Genomic DNA, 19,862 nt, shown 5'->3' with positions numbered 1-19,862 from the left:
TGCTTCAGGCGCATGACATTCCCTTCTCTGCCTGTTCGGTGTACGAACGACCCAGCAATCGAACGCGCCGCGCTGTAGAGCCAGAGGTCTGATCCAGAAGAAGGAGCCCGTCATGAGTGTGGCCTTCGTAAAAGAAGAGAGTGCAGAAACGGCAGCGGAAACCCTGTTGCCGGACCGCCCCATATCGCCGCATCCAAACCTTGTGACAGAGGCTGGACTGGAGCAACTGAAGCGGCAGCTGGAAGAAGCGCGAGAGGCCTACCAGGCTTCCAGCGCAATCGACGACATCAACGAAAGAAGACGACAGGCTGCCGGACCGCTGCGTGACCTGCGCTATCTGACGGAACGGGTCAGGACTGCCCAGATTGTACCGGATCCGACAGATACCGAGGTGGTCGCTTTCGGCCACACCGTCACCTTCTCAAGGGAGGACGGCAGGGTTCAGACCTACCGGATCGTGGGGGAAGATGAAGCAGACCCCAAGGCAGGCAGCATCTCTTACGTATCGCCCGTTGCGAGGCAGCTTGTGGGAAAACGTGTGGGCGATGTCGTCATGGCGGGCGGGCAGGAACTGGAGCTGCTTTCCATCACCCTTCAAGACGTGCTCTAACTCCCGCCAGAAAGCCGCTTGAGTGCGAGGACCTCGCCTTCCGTCAGATTGCGGCTTTCACCTTTCGCCAGATCTCCAAGCGTCAGATCGCCGATAGCAACGCGCACGAGCCTGAGACATTCGACCTGATGAGCCTCCAGCATTCGGCGGATCTGCCGGTTCTTGCCCTCATCGAGCACAATTTCCAGCCAGGCGTTTTTCTCGCCCTGCCGCAAGACATCCACGCGTCTGGCGCTCAGTCTTTCTCCGTCATGCACTACTCCGGCTCGCAGGCCCTCAATGAGCGTGTCGTCCGCAGGCCTGTCGATCTGTACATGGTAAGTTTTAGAAACATGCGTTCTGGGATCAAGCAGCGCATCGGCAAATCGCGTGTCGTTGGTGAAGAGCAACAGGCCTTCGCTCGCCTTGTCCAGACGTCCGACCGGGGAAAGATGCCGGTCCGGCAGATGTTTCAGGCAATCATAGACTGTTGCCCGACCCTGCGGATCGTGACGGGTGGTGACGAGGCCGCGCGGTTTGTTGAGCATCAGATAAACATGGTCTTCTGCGACGACAGGTCGGCCATCCACGGTGATATTTGCGGTGTCGAGGTCCACCCAGGTTTCGAGGTCGGTCGTGATACTTCCATCAACGGAAACGCGGCCCGCCCGCACCAGATCTTCCCCTTGCGTGCGCGAACAGAAGCCAAGCTTGGAAAGCGCCCGCGCCAGGGTCACGCGCTTGCCCGCAGCCGCCTCTGGCGCAGCCTTCAGTTTCGGCTTGCCGGCTTGGCCCGGCCCCCTTCCCGCAGACCGGGCTGGCGGCCGCTGACCGCGCGCATTTCTGTTTCGCACCGTTGTTCTTCACTCTGTTGACCAGCCGCACGCACCATTCTACAGCGAGGGCAGTTTGCACGACCATATTCCATAAGTGCCATAAACTAGAACTGCCATAACCTGGAACTGCGAAAACCCAAGTCAGGAAGTGAGACGATCTTGAACACTGACCTCATCACTCAGGAACTCGTAACGCTGCGCGACTATTGGCGTTATGCCATTTCGCGCTTCAACGCGGCAGATCTGGCCTATGGTCACGGCACGGGAAATGCAGGCGATGACGCTGCTTTCCTGCTGCTCGATTCGCTTGACCTGCCGATCGATACGCTGGACCCGTTTCTGGATGCAAGACTTCTGCCCCACGAACGCAAGCTTCTGGCGGAGCGGATCGAGACGCGCGTGTCCACCCGCAAACCGTCCTCTTACATAACCGGTCACTCCTACATCCAGGGTGTGCGCTTTCACGTGGACGAGCGGGTCATCGTTCCTCGCTCACATATCGGCGAAATCCTGTTTGCGGAATACACGAACCCGCATGGCTCCAACTGGCTGCCCGATCCGATGATGGTGGAACGTGCCGTGGATATCTGCACCGGTTCCGGCTGTCTTGCCGTTATCATGGCGAAGTTCTTCCCGCAGGCGGAGGTCGATGCGGTTGACCTGTCTGCCGATGCTTTGGAAGTCGCGAGGCTCAACGTCGCCGAGCACGAGGTGGAGGGTCAGGTGACGCTTCACCAGGGTGATCTCTTCAAGCCACTTGATGGGCGACGCTACGATCTCATCATCACCAATCCGCCCTATGTGGATCATGAAGCCCTTGCCGGCTACCCGCCGGAATATCAGGCCGAGCCGCGCATGGCCCATGATGGCGGGGAAGACGGACTTGATCTCGTTCGCGAAATCCTGCGCGAGGCACCGAAATATTTGACGCCCGAGGGCGGCCTGTTGTGCGAAATCGGTTCCGGTCGCGAAATTCTGGAAGAGGAGTTCCCGCACCTGGAATTCACATGGCTGGAGACAGCAGAATCCCAGGATGCCGTGTTCTGGATTACCGCGGAACACCTCGGCGTTGAAGCTGCTCTCTAGGTCTTCTGGTCGCAAACGGCCTTGCAGTCGCTTCCTTCGGTGATATCTCTGCCTCACTAATGCATATCGCGCTCAACCGGATTCGGTTTAGCGCGATATGCAGTATTTTAAAGTCTTACAGCGTCGTTCGCGCGTTCAATCGAACGCGCCGCGCTGTAGCTTATGGAGGCAGAGATCATGTCAGAGACGAAAGTGGCACTCATTACGGCGGGCGGCAGCGGCATGGGCGCGGCAGCCGCAAAGCGGCTCGCCGCCGATGGCTACAAGGTTGCCATCCTTTCCTCCTCCGGCAAGGGCGAAGCCTTGGCCACAGAGCTTGGCGGCATCGGCGTGACCGGCTCCAACCAATCGAACGATGATCTCAAGCGGCTGATCGATGGCGCTATGGAAAAGTGGGGCAGGATCGACGCGCTGGTGAACTCCGCCGGCCATGGACCGCGCGCGCAGCTTCTGGATATCACCGACGAACAGTGGCACACCGGCATGGATGTCTATCTCATGAACGTCATCCGCCCGGTTCGACTGGTGGCGCCCATCATGCAGGCGCAAAAGGCTGGCGCGATCGTCAACATCTCGACCGCCTGGGTGTTCGAGCCATCGCCCATGTTCCCCACCTCTGCCGTGTTCCGTGCAGGGCTTGCGGCCTATACGAAACTGTTTGCCGATAGCTATGCCATCGACAATGTGCGCATGAACAATGTTCTGCCCGGCTGGATCGACAGTCTGCCCGGCACAGAGGAGCGGCGTGAGAGCGTGCCGATGAGGCGCTATGGCACGATGGAGGAAATCGCGGCCACCATCTCCTTCCTCGTTTCTGAAGGCGCGGGCTACATCACCGGCCAGAGCCTGAAGGTGGATGGCGGCTTGATGCGCTCCGTTTGAGATTAGAAGGTTGGCGGCGTGCAGGCGCTGATGACCTCGCAGGGAACAGGCCCGACACAGCGGAAACGATGTGGTCTGCGGCTTTCGAAATAATAGGCGTCGCCGGGTCCGAGGATCCGGCGCTCCTCATCCACCGTCACCTCGAGCCGACCGGACAGCACGATACCGCCCTCCTCTCCTTCGTGAACAAGCGGAACCTTGCCCGTATCGGCGCCCGGCTGGTAGCACTCCTTCAGGATCTGCAGACTGCGGCCAAACAGATTATCGCCGATCTGGCGATAGGAGATCTTGCCTTTGCCGATCTCGACAAGCTCTTCTGCCGCATAGAAGGCCTTCTTCGGCTTATCCGGCTCGAAGGCGAAGAATTCTGCGAGCCCGATGGGAATGCCATCGAGAATGCGCTTCAGCGCCCCAACGGACGGATTGGAGGCGTTGGATTCGATCAACGATATGGTGGAGTTCGTCACGCCCGCGCGCTTGGCCAACTCCCGCTGTGAAAGCTTATGCGCCATGCGCAGATGGCGAAGACGGTTACCGACATCGACAGACACGATAGACCCACTGTTTCGGATGTTGAAGATATCGCAAATTCTGCAACTCTTAGATCGAAAAATCAATAGCTTACAGATTGAGAGAAAAGGACTTGTTGACATCTCCAAAATCGCTCACACCAGCGTGACATGCTGTGCCGAAGGAGCCGAACCGCCATGGACTATACAAAGCCATCCAACACGCCGACGCTGGAAAATTTCTGGATGCCGTTCACGGCGAACCGTCAGTTCAAGGCTGCTCCCCGCCTGCTCGCCAGCGCGAGTGGCATGTACTATACCGACGTCGATGGCAATACGGTGCTGGACGGCACGGCTGGCCTCTGGTGCGTCAACGCTGGTCACGGTCGCAAGCGCATTGCCGATGCCGTGGAACGACAGCTGCGCACGCTGGATTTTGCCCCGACCTTCCAGATGGGCCATCCGATCGCGTTCGATTTTGCCGAAAAACTGGGAAGGATCGCCCCGGGTGGCGTTGCCGCTGAACTCGATCGCGTCTTCTTCACTGGCTCCGGATCCGAGTCCGTCGATACGGCCCTGAAGATCGCGATCGCCTATCAGCGCGCCATCGGCCAGGGTACGCGCAGCCGCATCATCGGCCGCGAGAAGGGTTATCACGGCGTCGGCTTCGGCGGAATTTCCGTCGGCGGCCTCGTCAACAATCGTCGCGTCTTTCCGCAGATCCCAGCCGACCACATGCGCCATACGCTGGATATCGAGCGCAATGCCTTCTCCAAGGGTCTGCCGGCGCATGGTCTGGAACTGGCGGAGGATCTGGAGCGTCTGGTCCAGTTGCATGGGCCGGAAACCATTGCCGCCGTCATCGTCGAGCCGATGTCTGGGTCTGCCGGCGTCATCCTTCCGCCGAAGGGCTATCTGGAGCGCATTCGCGCGATCTCGCAGAAATACGGCATCCTGCTGATCTTCGATGAAGTCATCACCGGTTTCGGCCGTCTCGGCACACCTTTTGCGACCGACTATTTCGGCGTCGTGCCGGATCTCGTCACCACGGCAAAGGGCCTGACCAATGGTGCCATCCCGATGGGCGCGGTATTCGCCAGCCGCAAGGTCTATGACGGGCTGATGAACGGACCGGAGAATGCCATAGAGCTCTTCCACGGCTACACCTATTCCGGTCATCCGGTGGCCAGTGCCGCTGGCATTGCGACACTGGAAATCTATGCGGAAGAAAACCTTCTAACGCGCGCTGCCGGTCTGGCAGAGACCTGGCAGGAGGCGCTGCACAGCCTGAAGGATCATCCGCATGTGGTGGATGTGCGCAATCTCGGCCTCGTTGGCGCCATCGAGTTGAGCCCGCGTGATGGTGCACCGGGAACACGCGCTTATGACGTGTTCGTGGACTGCTTCAAGAAGGGCCTGCTGATCCGCGTTACCGGCGATGTCATTGCTCTCTCGCCGCCGCTGATCATCGAGAAGGAGCAGATCGAGACGATCGTTTCCATGATTGGCGATGCGCTGAAGCGTGTTGCCTGATGAAACGAAAAATGCCCCCGATGAGATGCTCGTCGGGGGCACTGTTTATCAGCTGGTCGCATTTCCGGACGGAAAACCGCTGACACTTTTCCTGGAAATGCGGAGCTCACCAAAGATCGACGTGACGGTTCACGTCCTTGTAGAGCAGATATCGGAAGCGCCCCGGTCCACCGGCATAGCAAGCCTGCGGGCAGAAGGCGCGCAGCCACATGAAATCTCCGGCTTCGACTTCTACCCAGTCATCGTTCAGGCGATAAACGGCCTTGCCTTCCAGAACATAGAGACCGTGCTCCATGACATGGGTTTCCATGAATGGAATGAGTGCACCCGGCTGGAAGGTCACGATATTCAGGTGCATGTCGTAGCGCACGTCCGCGGGATCGATAAAACGGGTGGTTGCCCATTTTCCATCGGTATCCGGCATGGCGGAAAGCTGGTGGTCATCCTCATGGCTGAAGATGGCAGGAGGCAGTTCCAGCCCCTCGACGGCCTGAAACTTCTTGCGCACCCAATGGAATTTGGCGAGGCTCTGGCTGTTGTTCTTCAGGGTCCATTTCGCCCCTGCAGGCAGATAGGCAAACGAGCCTTCGCGCAACTCGTGAGCTGTGCCATCCAGCACTATGGTCATTTCGCCTTGGACCACGAAGATGGCTGCCTGGGCTGCCGCGTTCGGCTCGGGCCTTTCGCTGCCGCCACCGGGTGCGACCTCCATGATATACTGCGCGAAGGTCTCGGAAAAACCGGTCATCGGTCGGGCGATGATCCAGGCGCGCGTCGCATCCCAATGTGGCAGCACGCTGGTGACGATATCTGACATGACCCGCTTCGGGATGACTGCATAGGCCGTCTTGAACGTTGCCTTGCTCGACAGAAGCTCCGTCTGTCCCGGAAGTCCGCCCATGTTGGAATAGTATCGTCCTGATGTCATGCCCATGTCTCCGTCGGGTGATGCCCCGCCATATTGTCTGACAGCGGCATCGATTCCCCCTGTCATATCCTCAAGCGAAGTCGAAATAAATCGAGAACTCATGGGCGCTTCGTCACCCCGCGCGGTCAAGCTGCGTCCGAGGATCCAGCCTTCCCAATCGCGGCAACCCACCAGATCCGGAACCCCTTCGGTGTGTCTCCCCTCAACGATCTCGATCATCGGAAACAGGCCCATCAGCGCGTCAAAGCGATCTTCGCCGCTAGCATCACTGCCGAAGCCATCGTCGATCATTTCGAGCAGACCGTCATCCGGTTGCAGATCCGGCCTTGCCGCGAACCATTGTTGGATAGTGGGCGCGAACCGCTGCCGGTCCTCCTGCCTTCGCTTGCTCCACACCGGGCTTCGCGGAATGCCAATTTTCGCATAGGCATCCGCCGGATAGCTTTCTGCGACCACTATCTTTTGAGCCCGAAACAGATCGGCCAGACCGCCATCGAAGGGCCAGATCCCGATCCTTTGACGAAAGGGCTGGATCAGTTCTCGCCACCCGGCAATTGCCGCCTTGCCCACCTGCGATGCACCCATGGTCCAGAACAGCATGGAGGGTGGCGAAAGGCCTGGAGCCGGACGCTCGCACAGACGCAGCAAATTCTCTTTCCCGATACCCAGGCCCTCGAACAGATGTGCCTGAAGCGTGCCGCCGGAGCGCGCCGGATAAAAGGGGCGCCTCAGCGAAATCTCTGAAGGTTTGTCAGCGGGGCGAAACCAATCAGACCATTCATCGTGGCCAAGCACATCGAGCAGATCGCGAAAATTGCTGAAGCCGGTCTTTTCGCCATAGGTACTCGGAACACCGATCGGAAAGTCGAAACCAAAGAACACGCAACCATTCTCCTGGTTTTGCGCAGTGGCTCGATCAAACAGGGTGGTTGTCGGTCCAACTTTTTGAGGCTCGGAGATCAGCCAATCGTTTCCCTTACGACGGGCTACTGTCATCCACCGCTTTTCGTCGGCTATGCTCCAATCGCAGTGCACAACACAGGAAGGTTTCATGGACCCGTTTCCACCTCGTTCTCTTTATTGAACATTTGATCTTTCAACCTGTCTACTCAGTCAGCGCGACCTATGCTTCGATCCATCCAGTGAGCAAATGCAACATGTGGGAAGCGCCTATCTTTGGACGCATTTTATATTGTAATTCAATTTTTAGATGCATTGCTTACTCTCTTAGACCAAAGTCGTTCTGATTCAGTCCTTGGGGCTGTGTTAGCTTCAAGCTCCCAGGTCATCGTTCTGGCGATGATGTAGACATAGCGCAAGCTTGATCCGGACATTCGGACCGCGGGGCAAATGGAGGGCGTGCCGCCACGGGGGCACGTGAAAGCCTTGAGGCGGTAGAGGGCCGCACTCGGGGCAAGCGAAAGCTACGGAGGTGGCGATCGCGATGGATGTTGAAAGACATTTTCCGGCCGGAAGGCCGGACACAAGGAGGAGGAATACATGGCAGCAATCGAGATGAATGCGAGGGACCGGTCACGGCCCATGACCGCAGAGGAAAAGAAGGTCATCATGGCCTCCTCTGCCGGGACAATCTTCGAGTGGTACGACTTTTATCTCTACGGTTCACTGGCAGCCATCATCGGCGCCCAGTACTTTACCGCATTCCCGGAAGCCACGCGAAACGTGTTTGCGCTTCTGGCCTTTGCTGCCGGCTTCATCGTGCGTCCGTTCGGCGCGCTGGTGTTTGGAGCGCTGGGCGATCTCGTCGGCCGCAAGTACACCTTCCTGATGACTATTCTCATCATGGGCCTCTCGACCTTCCTCGTTGGCCTTCTGCCCGGCTACAACAGCTGGGGTGCTGCCGCACCGATCATCCTGATCGTGCTTCGCATGCTTCAGGGTCTGGCCCTTGGTGGTGAATATGGCGGTGCCGCGGTTTACGTGGCCGAACATGCGCCTTCCAACCAGCGTGGCTATTTCACAGCCTTCATCCAGACGACAGCGACGCTCGGCCTTCTGCTGTCGCTCGTGGTCATTCTGGCCGTGCAGAGCTATGTGAACGCCAACTGGGCTCCTACTGCGGTTCTCGATGCAGCCGGTGCTGCCATCATGAACCCGGATGGTACGCCACGCATGATCAAGGCCTTCGATCTTTGGGGCTGGCGCATTCCGTTCCTCGGCTCGATCGTTCTTCTGCTGATTTCGCTCTACATCCGCATGCAGATGAACGAATCCCCTGCCTTCAAGAAGATGAAGGAAGAGGGTGCTGCCTCCAAGGCGCCGCTGCGTGAAGCATTCGGCACCTGGAAGAACGGCAAGTTTGCACTCATCGCACTCTTTGGTCTCGTCGCTGGCCAGGCCGTCGTCTGGTACTCCGGCCAGTTCTATGCACTGTTCTTCCTGCAGAACGTCATCAAGGTCGACAGCTTCACGGCAAACGTCATGGTTGCCTGGTCGCTCATCCTCGGCACCGGTGGCTTCCTGTTCTTTGGTTCGCTGTCGGACAAGATCGGCCGCAAGCCAATCATCCTCGCAGGCTGCCTGATTGCGGCACTGACCTACAAGTTCGTGTTCCCGATGCTGACGCAGGTCGCCAACCCGGCACTCCATGCCGCACAGCAGACTATCGTCACTGTCACCGCAGCTCCTGGCGATTGCTCGTTCCAGTTCAACCCGGTCGGCACTGCCAAGTTCACGTCTTCTTGCGATATCGCCAAGTCGACGCTTGCCCGTTCCTCGGTCAACTACACCTCGGTGCAGGACCCCGCGGCAACGGTTGCACAGGTGAAGATCGGCGACACGGTCATCCCGTCCTATGACGCGACCAAGCTGGCAGGCGATGCTGCCAAGACGGCTCCGGCCGCCTTCACAAAGTCTGTCAATGATGCCCTGACGGCTGCCGGATACCCGGCTTCCGCCGACAAGAATACGACTGTCATCAAGGCCGCGCATTTCTTCGACATCTTCAGCGGCCAGAAGATTACCGTGGTCCTGATCCTGACCTACCTCATCATCCTGGTGACGATGGTCTATGCCCCGATTGCAGCCATGCTGGTCGAACTCTTCCCGACACGCATTCGCTACTCCGGCCTCTCCCTGCCATACCACATCGGTAACGGCTGGTTCGGCGGCCTGATGCCTGCAACGGCCTTCGCGATCTCTGCGCAGACGGGCAACGTCTATGGCGGTCTGTGGTACCCGATCATCATCGCAGGTGCGACTGTCGTCATCGGTGCACTGCTGGTTCCGGGCAACACCCACAAGAAGGATATCTTTGCGGACGACGCACAGTAATCCAGACCATTCCTCTCGAAGGAACACGACAGGCTGGCCTTACCGCCAGCCTGTTTCTTATTGCGGAATCAGCTTTTTCGTTTTTCCCAGAAGAACCAGCCAACCAGAAAGACGCCGAGGATAAGGGCATTGGAAACGATGCCGAGGCCGATGGACGTGAAACGCGCAACCTCTGCGCTGGCCGCCGTGGTCATGGGCAGCAGGATCGCAACGAAGACCACGCCCATGGCTAGAGGCGCCTTCATGCCCATCGTATCGCGGGTGCGGATCGCCGTGACGAGCAGGAAGAACATCATCCCGATTCGAAACGGATCTGTCAGTTGCGAAACTAGAATATCTGCCATCGCTCTCCCCCCTAAACAATTGGTTCGCTTTCATAAACTGAAAGTGCGCCCAAGTCTTGCAAAAGAGTTGTGAGGCAAGCAGCAACCACGTCATCATTGAAAAAGCCGACGGAGAGACCCCGTCGGCTTGATCGTTTACCTGATGGATGACTTAAGCCAGCGTATAGGCGGTCTTGACGACTGTGAAGAATTCCGCCGCGTATTTTCCCTGCTCGCGCGGGCCGAAGGAGGAAGCCTTCCGGCCACCGAAGGGCACGTGGAAATCGACGCCAGCGGTCGGAAGGTTGACCATGACCATGCCGGCTTCCGAATTGCGCTTGAAATGGGTGGCATGCTTCAGGCTGGTCGTGGCGATGCCGGCAGACAGGCCGAATGGCGTATCATTGGCAACCGCCAAAGCTTCCTCGTAGTCCTTGACGCGAATGACGGCAGCAACAGGCCCAAAGATCTCTTCGCGCGAGATGCGCATCTGGTTTGTTGCTTCGGTGAACAGCGTCGGCTGCAGGTAGAAGCCGGGGGTATCGCGTTCGATACGCTCTCCACCAAAGGCGAGTTTGGCGCCCTCCTGCTTGCCGATTTCGATGTAATCGCAATCCTGCTGGAGCTGCTTCTCATCGACCACCGGGCCAATATGCGTTCCATCCTTGAGCGCGTGATCGACGTTCAGCTTGCTCAAACGTTCTGTCAAAGCAGCCACGAACTTGTCGTGAATACCTTCCGTGACGATGAGGCGCGAAGAGGCAGTGCAGCGCTGGCCCGTGGAGAAGAAGCCGGAATTGGCAGCCGCTTCGACAGCAACGCCGAGATCTGCATCATCCAGAACCACCATCGGGTTCTTGCCGCCCATTTCCAGTTGGAACTTGCGATTATGCTCGATGGAAGACAGCGCCACGCGTTTGCCGGTTCCGGTGGAGCCGGTAAATGTGATGCCTGCGAGATCCGGGCTATCCAGCATGGCCTGACCAACGACAGAGCCGCGGCCCATCACAAGGTTCAGCACGCCTTTCGGCAGACCCGCACGGTGTAGAATGTCGACGATGGCCCAAGAGCAACCGGGAACCAGATCCGCTGGCTTGAAGACCACCGTGTTTCCATAGGCAAGTGCCGGGGCAATCTTCCAGGCGGGAATGGCGATCGGGAAGTTCCACGGCGTGATGATGCCGATCGGCCCCAGCGGCTCGCGCGTTATTTCGACTCCGATGTTCGGGCGCGCGGACGGTAGCACTTCGCCTGCCAGACGCAGGGTTTCACCGGCAAAGAAATCGAAGATCTGCGCGGCGCGAATGGTCTCGCCAATGCCTTCCGGCAAGGTCTTGCCTTCTTCCTGCGAAAGGAGGCGTCCGAGCTCTTCCTTGCGGGCGAGGATTTCATCCGCCGTCTTCTTCAAAATCGCGTGGCGCTCCAGAATGCCGGAACGGGACCAGGCCGGGAATGCTGCTTTTGCCGCGGCAATAGCCGCTTTGGCATCGTCAGCCGAGGCCTGTGCATAAACGCCCACGACGTTCTTGGTATCGGATGGATTGATGTTTTCCGAACCTTGTTTGCCGACCCATTCACCGGCAATGAGATTTTGATGGATGGTCACGAATGCCTCCCTTTCGCTAGGTGCTTTTCACAGTAATTCCACGATCCGGCAGCCGCCGGATCAGCATCGACCCCTCACTTATCATATATCTCAGTCAAATAAATATGATAAGTTGATTTAAGCATCGGTTCAACCCGCTGGCCCTGTCAGGGTTGAAGGTTTTTGAGCGCGCCCTACATAAGTTGTGACATGAGATCGTCGATCGACGACATGGCGATGCAGGCACATGTCAACTTCAGCTGACGCGCGCCGATCTTGATACCATTAGCATAGGATCGGTAACGGGCTGCAAGGTTTGAACGGTCACGATGCAAAGGAGATGTTTTGCAGGTTCTAGTTCGAGATAACAATGTCGATCAGGCCCTCCGGGTCTTGAAGAAGAAGATGCAGCGTGAAGGTATCTTCCGGGAAATCAAGGCGCGCAGCGCCTATGAAAAGCCGTCCGAAAAGCGCGCACGAGAAAAGTCCGAAGCCATCCGCCGCCAGCGTAAGCTTGCGCGAAAGAAGGCACAGCGTGAAGGCCTTCTGCCGGCGCCCAAGAAAGCAGTTGGCCGAGGAGGCCGCTGATCGGGCGATTTTGCAATTCCGTTTGACGAGAAAGGTAGGTCCCAATGTCCATGGAAGAAGCGACTTTAACCCCCGCCAAGCTCTCGCCGCGCGACCGGGCGGAAGCGACAGACAGGGCGGCGAAGGCCATTATCGACTCTGAGGCGATTGCTCGGGAAAAGAAAACCGAGAAACTTCGCGCCATGCGAATGGCGAGGGCAACGTCCCAACCCGTCAAGACCAAGCGGTAATCCTGCGACTGAAAAGACGAAGCGGCCGACGAGCCGCTTCTTTTTTTGCGCTTTCAAGCGAGATATCGACGGCGTCAACCGCCCTGCTGGACTGGGGATTGCCCTGGCTTGATAACGGGCATATTGCCTGTCTGGGGCGCTGGTTCCACAAGTTCTTGGTCGCCTGTCGCAGGTGGTTTCAGAACTCCTTTGCAATCCGCCAGGCTACCACTCAGGCTTTGCGAAGAAGCATGCTCGTTCGCGGATTGGCCATTGGCTGCCTGACCGTTCTGGGACAATTGTTGTGGTGGCACTTGGCATTTTGTCGTACCACTGGGCGTCTGCGCAAAAGTGCTTGCCGGGACAAGCAAGCTCATCGAGGTAAGTATCGCGATGCAACTGACGCGAAGACCGGCTCGGGATGTGTTGGTCATCTCCATTTCTGCATCCTCCTTGCTACCACAACTGCATCAGCCAGAATGAGGTTCCCGATATTCCCTACGGCACTATCCCGAACTGTCGTGTGATCGGAGACGACCTTGTACTAAAGCAGACAATGTATCGTGTTTTCAGCATTTCCGGGAACTATGCGCCACACCCCTTGTTTGAGGTCGAGAGGGAATGGAGGCAGACATCATGACCAATGTGAACGGACGCGATCGTGTGCAGGCAGAGATGGTACAGTTGATACCAGCACTCAGATCATTCGCTAGACGACTGGACAGAAGCCCGACCAATGTTGACGATCTCGTGCAGGAAACCTTGACGCGCGCCTTGGCGAACCTCGACAAGTTTCAAGAAGGGACCAGCCTGAAATCTTGGATGTTTACGATCCTGCGCAACACGTTCTGCACAAAATTCGGATTATCAAAGCGTGAGACCGTAGGCCTGGAGGATTGCGCATCGGCACGGCCCACCGTCAATGCGCCACAGGAATGGTCTGTCCGCGCCCACGAGTTTCACCGCGCCCTGCTTAGTCTTCCAGAACATTATCGGGATGCCGTCGACATCATCCTGCTGCAGGGCCAGAGCTACGAGGTTGCAGCCGAACGGTGCGGGTGCCCTGTTGGCACGATCAAGAGCCGGGTCAACCGCGCTAGGGCTCAACTGGCATCGCAGTTGAACTAGGTAGAATATTGATAGACTGACATTGAGGGCGGCCACGGCTGCCCTTTTTCATGTCGACCAGAGCGACCGTACATAAGTTAAAATTTGTAATATGACTTGCTTAGCACATCATATAAGATGAGCTCTTTCTTTCTTGGGGAGGAGACGATCATGACATCCTTGGACCTGAAACATCGGCTCGCCGCGCTGATGGCCGCCGCTCTTGTAATGCCGTTGCCGCAAGCAGCCGCTGAGGGAGACCATCTGCGCCAGACGCTGGCAGCCAATGATGGATGGGCCGGAGGAACGTCTGGCGGCGCTGATGCCGTGGATCGTCATGTCTACAAGGTCACGAACCGCTCGGAATTACTGAATGCTCTTCAGGCTGGTGGGGAGCCGAGCATATCGAAAATCATTCAGGTGAGCGGGACGATCAACCTGTCGGTCGATGATCAGAACAGGGAATTGCTGGAAAAGGACTACGCTGATCCGGGCTATAGCTTCGAGGCCTATAGAACGGCCTACGCACCTTCCACCTGGAATGTGCGGCTGGATGACAAGAAGAAACCGATCCGCGACCTGACAGGACCTCTTGAGGAAGCGCGCAAGCGGTCTGCGGAGAGGCAGAAGGCGCGGGTTGTGATCAAGTTGACGTCAAATACGACTCTGATTGGTCTTGGCAAGGATGCCCGGATCACAAAGGGAAACCTCGTGATTGGCGAAGGGACGGAAAACGTCATCATCCGCAATATCACCTTCGAGGATGCCTTCGATTACTTTCCGGCCTGGGATCCCGGTGACAGCTGGAAGATCGATGCGAGCTATCCCGGCTGCCAGGAGACACATGTGGATGCAGCCAAGGGGCCGCAACAGTGTCCGGGTGGTCGATGGAATTCGGAGTACGACAACATCTCGATCAGCGGCGGCAAGCGGGTCTGGATCGACCATTGCACCTTCACCGATGGCGAGAGACCCGACCATCTCTTCCCGCCAGTCTATCCCTTCCCCAACAATCTGCCGGAGCAGAAGGTGCAGCATCACGACGGACAGGTGGACATCACCAACGGCGCCGATCTGGTGACCCTGACCTACAACCACTTCAGCGGCCACGACAAGACTTCGCTGATTGGCGGCAGTGATAGCCGGACATCGGATGCAGGTAAGCTGAATGTCACTTACCGGGCCAACTGGTTTGACAATGCGGGACAACGAAGCCCACGCGTTCGTTTCGGGAAGGTGCACAGCTACAATAACTATTTTACCGGAACGGCTGCCCTGCCGATCAAAGGGGCAAAGGATCTCGAGGAAAAGCATGCACTGGCTCTGAAGGCGAAGGGCGAATATCCGGTCTTCCGCAGCGGCTTCGGCATTGGCAAGGAGTCGGCCATCTACTCGGAGCACAACGTCTTCGAGATCAAGAATGGCGGCCCCGAGACTGCGGTTGCGATCCAGGGCGGCACGCGTTTCTTCGACAATGGCTCTACCGTCAACGATAAGCCGGCGAATTTTGCCGCTGTCCTGAACCAGGATGCAAAGCAGCCCATATCTTCAGACCTTGGCTGGAAGCCTGACCGTTATGCCCATGCGCCACTTCCCGCAGCGGAAGTTCCGAGCCACGTCCAGGCAAACGCCGGTGCGGGCAAGATGTGAAGGGATCGAGTGATACCTTCTCCCGCTCGGTCAGCGGGAGAAGGTATGCTATGTTCAGGGCGCGGACGCCTGACCGGAAATGCAGATGACGATTACATCTGCTCGGATTGCGCGCCGCTTCCCGGCTTGGCCTTGCCCAGCACGGGTTCCGGTCCAAGGGCTGAGGACAGGGGCGTGCTTGTAAACTCGCCTTTGCCATCGATTGAGCGCCCCTCGGACCATCGCCCGGAAACAGGCGGCGCTCCATCTGCCTGGAAGCCGAGGAAGGCATAGGAAAATTCCTGCTTTTCTTCTTCCTGAGGGAAGCTGTTGGGAATGGGAAACGCCCCCTGGTGTCCGCCGAGTTCTTCCAACGCGGCCAGCCATTGGTTCTGGTGCATGGTGTCGCGCGCAATCAGATAGGACAGCATGTCCTTCATGCCCGGATCATTCGTCATATTGTACAGACGAACGGCCAGCACCCTTCCGGTGGATTCAGCCGCAACATTAGCGGTCATATCGGCGGCGATATTGCCGCTTGCATAGATGTGCGACATGTTGAAGGGCACGCCGTCACTGTCTACCGGCATGGCGGAGAGCCCTGCGGACAGAATGTTTTTCATATTGATACCACCCATGACCATGCTGGCTACGGGATCCTTGGCCACTGCCTCCCTCTCCGAAAGAGGGGCGCCTTCCATGTTGAGAGCAACGGCTGTCGCCAGCATTTCGATATGGCCCAGTTCTTCCGCTGCCGTATTCATCAAGAGATCGCGGAACTTGGGATTTCCTCGTGCTCCACAGGCCTGGAAAAAATACTGCATGGCGACCCGGATCTCGCCTTCCACGCCGCCAATCGCCTGCTGAAGCGCACGGGCAAACAGCGGATCCGGCTTTTCGACACGCACCGGATATTGCAGCTTTCCGTCGGTATAAAACATGAGTTTCTCCTTCCTGTTGAGAGCCCGCCCAACAAGAGGTCGTGTCAGAAGTTCCGTGCCCCATTCAAGAACAGGGATTGATGCCCCGATTGCAGTTTTCGTTTGCAAGCGATCCCGCACGGACGCATGTTCACCCACGAATTCAATACAGCGTGAGACAGTCATTCATGTCGGCAGATGCAATTGTTCTGGGTGCGGGTATCATCGGCGTTTCAACCGCCGTGCATCTGGCGAAACGTGGAAAATCCGTTGTTCTGGTGGACCGCCGCGGGCCCGGCGAAGAAACCTCCTATGGCAATGCCGGCCTTATTCAGCGCGAAGGCGTTGTTCCCTATGGCTTTCCCCAGCAGATCGGCATGATCCTGCGCTATGCGCTGAACAACCGGATCGACGCGCACTATCACCTGAGCGCTGTTCCATCGGTCGCGAAGTTTCTGGCGAAGTACTGGTGGAATTCGAATGTCAGCCGGCATCAGGTGATCGCCAAGGCCTATGCGCCTCTCATCGAGCATTCCATCTCCGAACACGACGCCCTGATCCGTGAAGCGGATTGCGAGCATCTGATAAAGAAGGACGGCTGGACGGAAGCGTTCCGCACACAGGCCAAACAGGATGCGGAAGTCAGGGAGGCCGAGCGGCTGAAGCGGGAATACGACCTGAATTTCAAGGTGCTGGATGCCAGGCAACTGGCCGAGAAGGAACCGCATCTTTCAAACGACTTTGTCGGTGGCCTGACATGGGTCGAACCCTGGTCGGTGCTCGATCCGCACGCGCTGACCATGGCCTATGTGAAGCTGCTGGAAAGGCTCGGCGGCCGGTTTGTGCGCGGTGATGCGACGACGCTTGTGCGCACCGGCGCCGGGTGGCGGGTGACGACGGATGAAGGCACCATCGAGGCAAAAGACGTCGTCATCGCTCTCGGCCCGTGGTCTGATACCGTCACGGCACCGCTCGGCTATCGTTTCCTCGTCGGTGTGAAGCGCGGCTACCACATGCATTACGGCACGCGCGACAACAAGGTGTTGAATGGCTGGACCATGGATGCCGAACGCGGTTATTTCCTCGCCCCCATGAACCAAGGCATCAGGCTGACGACCGGCGCCGAATTTGCGCTTCGGGACGCACCAAAAACGCCTGTGCAGCTTGAGCGCGCCGAAGCTGTAGCCCGGACGATCTTTCCGCTTGGCGAGCGCCTTGACCGCGAACCCTGGATGGGAGCGCGCCCCTGTACGCCCGACATGATGCCGATCATCGGCAAGGCGCCGCGTCATGATGGCCTGTGGTTTGCCTTTGGCCATTCGCATCATGGCCTGACGCTCGGGCCGGTCACGGGCCGCCTGATTGCAGAAGCCATCTGTGGCGAAAAGCCTTTCATGGATGCATCCGCCTATCGCCCGGAGCGATTTGCAATCTAGCGGGGAGCCGAATGACGTCCGTATCCGCCCTGTCGAACAATGCTGGTCATGCGAACAGCTGGTACGCGGCATCGGCCCGCGACAGGCGCATTCGGCCTTCGCTGGCTGAAGATCTGCAATGCGATGTGTGTGTCATCGGCGCAGGGTTTACAGGCGTCTCGGCAGCCCTTGCTCTCGCCGAACGGGGTTTCTCCGTGGTCATCCTAGAAGCGGAACGCATCGGCTTCGGTGCGTCCGGACGAAATGGCGGCCAGATCGTCAACGGCTATAGTCGGGATCTGGCAACGATCTCGGCACGCTACGGGAAGGAAAAGGCGGTCAGGCTGGGTGAAATGTCGCTCGAAGGCGGCGCGATCATCCGGGAGCGGATCTCCCGCTACGCTATCGATTGCGATCTGCGGGAGGGCGGTTTCTTCGCAGCCTTTACCCAGAAACAGATGCGCGAGATGGAGGTGCACAAGCAGGATTGGGAGCGCTACGGCCATCCCGGTCTCGAAATGGTCTCGCGATCCGAAGTGGGAGCCTATGTGCAGACTGATCGCTACGCCGGCGGCATGATCGACCGCCTGGGCGGGCATATTCATCCGCTCAATCTGGTTCTTGGAGAAGCGAGGGCCTTCGAACAGCAGAATGGCCGGATCTTCGAGCGCTCTCGCGTTCTGCAGATGGACGATGGCGAGCGACCGGTCGTGCGCACGGCTGCGGGCTCCGTAACTTGTGAATACGTTCTGATCTGCGGCAATGCCTATCTCGCCCCGCAGTTTCCGGCGATCAGCGAGCGCGTGCTCCCTGTCTCTAGCCAGATCATTGCAACGGAGCCGCTCGATCCAGCGCTGGCGCAGTCTCTGCTGCCGGCGGATTTCTGCGTCGAGGACGCAAACTATGTGCTGGACTACTTTCGCCGGACCGCCGATAATCGCATTCTCTACGGCGGCGGCATCGGATACGATGGGCGCGATCCGCATGATATCGCCGAGGCAATCCGGCCAAAGATGCTGAAAACGTTCCCGCAACTGGCCCAGACGCGCATTGATTTTGCCTGGGGCGGAAACTTTGCCCTGACCTTGACCCGTATTCCCCATATCGGGCGCCTCTCACCGCGCGTCTATTTCTCTCACGGCGACAGCGGTCACGGTGTGACGACGACGCATCTTCTGGGCCGCATTCTAGGCGAAGCGGTGGCGGGCCATGCGGAACGCTTCGATGTCTGGGCTTCGCTACCGAACCTGCCCTTCCCCGGAGGAAGCCGCTTCCGCGTGCCGATCACGCAGCTCGGCGCGTGGTGGTATGGGCTGAGAGACCGGCTTGGCATCTGAACGACGCAAAAAAACGCCGATGGAGTGACCACCGGCGTTTCGATGACTGAAATCTGATCTACGACAGGCTTACTTCGAAGGACCTTCGTTGAAGCCCACCTTGTCGACCAGTTCCGATGCCTGCTTGCGATGCTTGGCAATCTCGGTCAGCGCAATCGTATCCGGCTTGATGGTGCCGAAGGACTTGACGATTGCGGATGGCTCAGCGCCCGCCATGACCGGATACTCGAACACCTGCTCGGCATAGATCTTCTGGCCCTCGACCGACGCCAGGAATTCCATCAGCTTCAGCGCGTTGGCCTTGTTGGGAGAATTCTTAGCAAGCGCCATGCCGGACACGTTCACATGCGTTCCGCGATCCTTGACGTTCGGAAACAGAACTTTGATCGACTTCGCCCATTCCTTCTCTTCCGGCGCCTTGTCGTTCGTCATCATCAGGCCGACATAGTAGGTGTTGCCGAGCGAGATGTCGCACTCGCCAGCCATGATGGACTTCGCCTGGCTACGATCATTGCCGTCCGGCTTGCGCGCAAGGTTGTTCTTCAGACCCGTCAGCCATGTCTGCGTATAGTCTGCACCGTGATGGGCGATCATCGAGGCAAAGAGCGCGATGTTATAGGCGTGCTGTCCATCGCGAATGCAGATCTTGCCCTTCCACTTCGGGTCAGCCAGTTCTTCATAGGTGATCTCGGACTGGGCGACGCGATCCTTGGAGGCATAAACCACGCGACCACGGGTGGTGAGGCCAAACCATTCTCCATCCGCATCGCGAAGCGACGCCGGAATGTCCTTGTTGATGAGCGCATTGTCCTTCACCGGCTGAACGACACCGCCATCCTTCGCTTCGGTGAGACGTTGGATATCGATGGTGAGAATCACGTCCGCCGGGGAGTTTACCCCTTCAGCCTTGATCCGCTCCACCAGTCCCTTGTCGAGGAACAGGACGTTGGTTGCAATGCCGGTTTCTTTCGTGAAGCGATCAAGAAGCGGCTTGATCAGTTCCGGTTGACGATAGGAATAGATGTTCACCTCGCCTGCGGCATGAGCGACCGTAGACGACATCAGCGCCAGAGCGCCCGCCAGAGCAATGCG

The 19,862-nt window shown here is 58.1% G+C and carries 18 protein-coding genes; 11 read left to right on the top strand and 7 right to left on the bottom strand.

The window, feature by feature from the left end; translation table 11 throughout:
* Positions 1 to 112 precede the first annotated feature (112 nt).
* Positions 113 to 610, top strand: coding sequence for a transcription elongation factor GreA (gene greA / locus ASD54_RS15270; protein ID WP_062555424.1), 498 nt, complete (start codon positions 113 to 115; stop codon positions 608 to 610).
* On the opposite strand, the gene ASD54_RS15265 is transcribed toward greA, so the two are convergent.
* Complete coding sequence (locus ASD54_RS15265; RefSeq protein WP_062555507.1) at positions 607 to 1,362, bottom strand: pseudouridine synthase; 756 nt, start codon at positions 1,360 to 1,362, stop codon at positions 607 to 609. The two genes, greA and ASD54_RS15265, sit on opposite strands and share 4 nt — an antisense overlap.
* A 222-nt stretch (positions 1,363 to 1,584) precedes the next feature.
* Here ASD54_RS15265 and prmB point away from each other — a divergent pair, with 222 nt between their 5' ends.
* Complete coding sequence (prmB, locus tag ASD54_RS15260; protein WP_062555423.1) at positions 1,585 to 2,511, top strand: 50S ribosomal protein L3 N(5)-glutamine methyltransferase; 927 nt, start codon at positions 1,585 to 1,587, stop codon at positions 2,509 to 2,511.
* A gap of 177 nt (positions 2,512 to 2,688) precedes the next feature.
* Positions 2,689 to 3,393 carry an SDR family oxidoreductase gene (locus ASD54_RS15255; protein WP_062555422.1) on the top strand — a complete coding sequence of 235 codons (705 nt, stop codon included), beginning with the start codon at positions 2,689 to 2,691 and terminating at the stop codon, positions 3,391 to 3,393.
* A 2-nt stretch (positions 3,394 to 3,395) separates the two neighbouring features.
* On the opposite strand, the gene ASD54_RS15250 is transcribed toward ASD54_RS15255, so the two are convergent.
* Positions 3,396 to 3,944 (bottom strand): cupin domain-containing protein, encoded by a 549-nt coding sequence (locus ASD54_RS15250; RefSeq protein WP_062555421.1) that lies wholly within the window; start codon positions 3,942 to 3,944, stop codon positions 3,396 to 3,398.
* Between the two features lie 156 nt (positions 3,945 to 4,100).
* On the opposite strand from ASD54_RS15250, the gene ASD54_RS15245 reads away from it, so the two are divergent.
* Entirely contained in the window at positions 4,101 to 5,435 is a 1,335-nt protein-coding gene (locus ASD54_RS15245) for an aspartate aminotransferase family protein (protein ID WP_062555420.1), read from the top strand.
* 106 nt (positions 5,436 to 5,541) lie between these two features.
* Here ASD54_RS15245 and ASD54_RS15240 read toward each other — a convergent pair whose 3' ends face one another.
* Positions 5,542 to 6,363: a bifunctional allantoicase/(S)-ureidoglycine aminohydrolase gene (locus ASD54_RS15240; RefSeq protein ID WP_062555506.1), complete on the bottom strand. Its 822-nt coding sequence runs from the start codon at positions 6,361 to 6,363 to the stop codon at positions 5,542 to 5,544.
* 1,542 nt (positions 6,364 to 7,905) lie between these two features.
* Here ASD54_RS15240 and ASD54_RS15235 point away from each other — a divergent pair.
* Complete coding sequence (locus tag ASD54_RS15235) at positions 7,906 to 9,657, top strand: MFS transporter (RefSeq protein ID WP_082547234.1); 1,752 nt, start codon at positions 7,906 to 7,908, stop codon at positions 9,655 to 9,657.
* A 68-nt stretch (positions 9,658 to 9,725) separates the two neighbouring features.
* Here ASD54_RS15235 and ASD54_RS15230 read toward each other — a convergent pair whose 3' ends face one another.
* On the bottom strand, positions 9,726 to 10,001 hold the full coding sequence (locus ASD54_RS15230) for a hypothetical protein (RefSeq protein WP_062555418.1): 276 nt from the start codon (positions 9,999 to 10,001) through the stop codon (positions 9,726 to 9,728).
* A gap of 151 nt (positions 10,002 to 10,152) precedes the next feature.
* Positions 10,153 to 11,586 carry an aldehyde dehydrogenase family protein gene (locus ASD54_RS15225; protein WP_062555417.1) on the bottom strand — a complete coding sequence of 478 codons (1,434 nt, stop codon included), beginning with the start codon at positions 11,584 to 11,586 and terminating at the stop codon, positions 10,153 to 10,155.
* A gap of 324 nt (positions 11,587 to 11,910) precedes the next feature.
* On the opposite strand from ASD54_RS15225, the gene rpsU reads away from it, so the two are divergent.
* The 4 genes from rpsU (at position 11,911) to ASD54_RS15205 (ending at position 15,119) form a co-directional block, all read left to right on the top strand.
* Positions 11,911 to 12,153, top strand: coding sequence for a 30S ribosomal protein S21 (gene rpsU / locus ASD54_RS15220; RefSeq protein WP_062555416.1), 243 nt, complete (start codon positions 11,911 to 11,913; stop codon positions 12,151 to 12,153).
* A gap of 44 nt (positions 12,154 to 12,197) precedes the next feature.
* Entirely contained in the window at positions 12,198 to 12,383 is a 186-nt protein-coding gene (locus ASD54_RS15215) for a hypothetical protein (protein WP_062555415.1), read from the top strand.
* Positions 12,384 to 12,998: 615 nt separating this feature from the next.
* Positions 12,999 to 13,490, top strand: a complete 492-nt coding sequence (locus ASD54_RS15210; RefSeq protein WP_062555505.1) for a sigma-70 family RNA polymerase sigma factor — start codon at positions 12,999 to 13,001, stop codon at positions 13,488 to 13,490.
* 150 nt (positions 13,491 to 13,640) lie between these two features.
* Complete coding sequence (locus ASD54_RS15205; RefSeq protein WP_200958469.1) at positions 13,641 to 15,119, top strand: hypothetical protein; 1,479 nt, start codon at positions 13,641 to 13,643, stop codon at positions 15,117 to 15,119.
* A gap of 92 nt (positions 15,120 to 15,211) precedes the next feature.
* On the opposite strand, the gene ASD54_RS15200 is transcribed toward ASD54_RS15205, so the two are convergent.
* Positions 15,212 to 16,039 carry a manganese catalase family protein gene (locus ASD54_RS15200; protein WP_062555414.1) on the bottom strand — a complete coding sequence of 276 codons (828 nt, stop codon included), beginning with the start codon at positions 16,037 to 16,039 and terminating at the stop codon, positions 15,212 to 15,214.
* Positions 16,040 to 16,206: 167 nt separating this feature from the next.
* Between ASD54_RS15200 and ASD54_RS15195 the strand changes: the two genes are divergently transcribed.
* Together ASD54_RS15195 and ASD54_RS15190 are read left to right on the top strand one after the other, a co-directional pair.
* A complete protein-coding gene (locus tag ASD54_RS15195; RefSeq protein WP_062555413.1) occupies positions 16,207 to 17,454 on the top strand; it encodes an FAD-binding oxidoreductase in 1,248 nt (415 codons plus the stop codon).
* 11 nt (positions 17,455 to 17,465) lie between these two features.
* Complete coding sequence (locus tag ASD54_RS15190; RefSeq protein ID WP_062555412.1) at positions 17,466 to 18,770, top strand: FAD-binding oxidoreductase; 1,305 nt, start codon at positions 17,466 to 17,468, stop codon at positions 18,768 to 18,770.
* A 69-nt stretch (positions 18,771 to 18,839) separates the two neighbouring features.
* Here ASD54_RS15190 and ASD54_RS15185 read toward each other — a convergent pair whose 3' ends face one another.
* A complete protein-coding gene (locus ASD54_RS15185; RefSeq protein WP_244484771.1) occupies positions 18,840 to 19,832 on the bottom strand; it encodes a Fe(3+) ABC transporter substrate-binding protein in 993 nt (330 codons plus the stop codon).
* Between the last annotated feature and the right edge of the window lie 30 nt (positions 19,833 to 19,862).

The organism is Rhizobium sp. Root149 (assembly GCF_001427345.1).
Lineage (GTDB): Bacteria > Pseudomonadota > Alphaproteobacteria > Rhizobiales > Rhizobiaceae > Neorhizobium > Neorhizobium rhizoryzae.
Note: the sequence above shows the minus strand (reverse complement) of the source record. Positions and strands in the feature narration are given on the sequence as shown.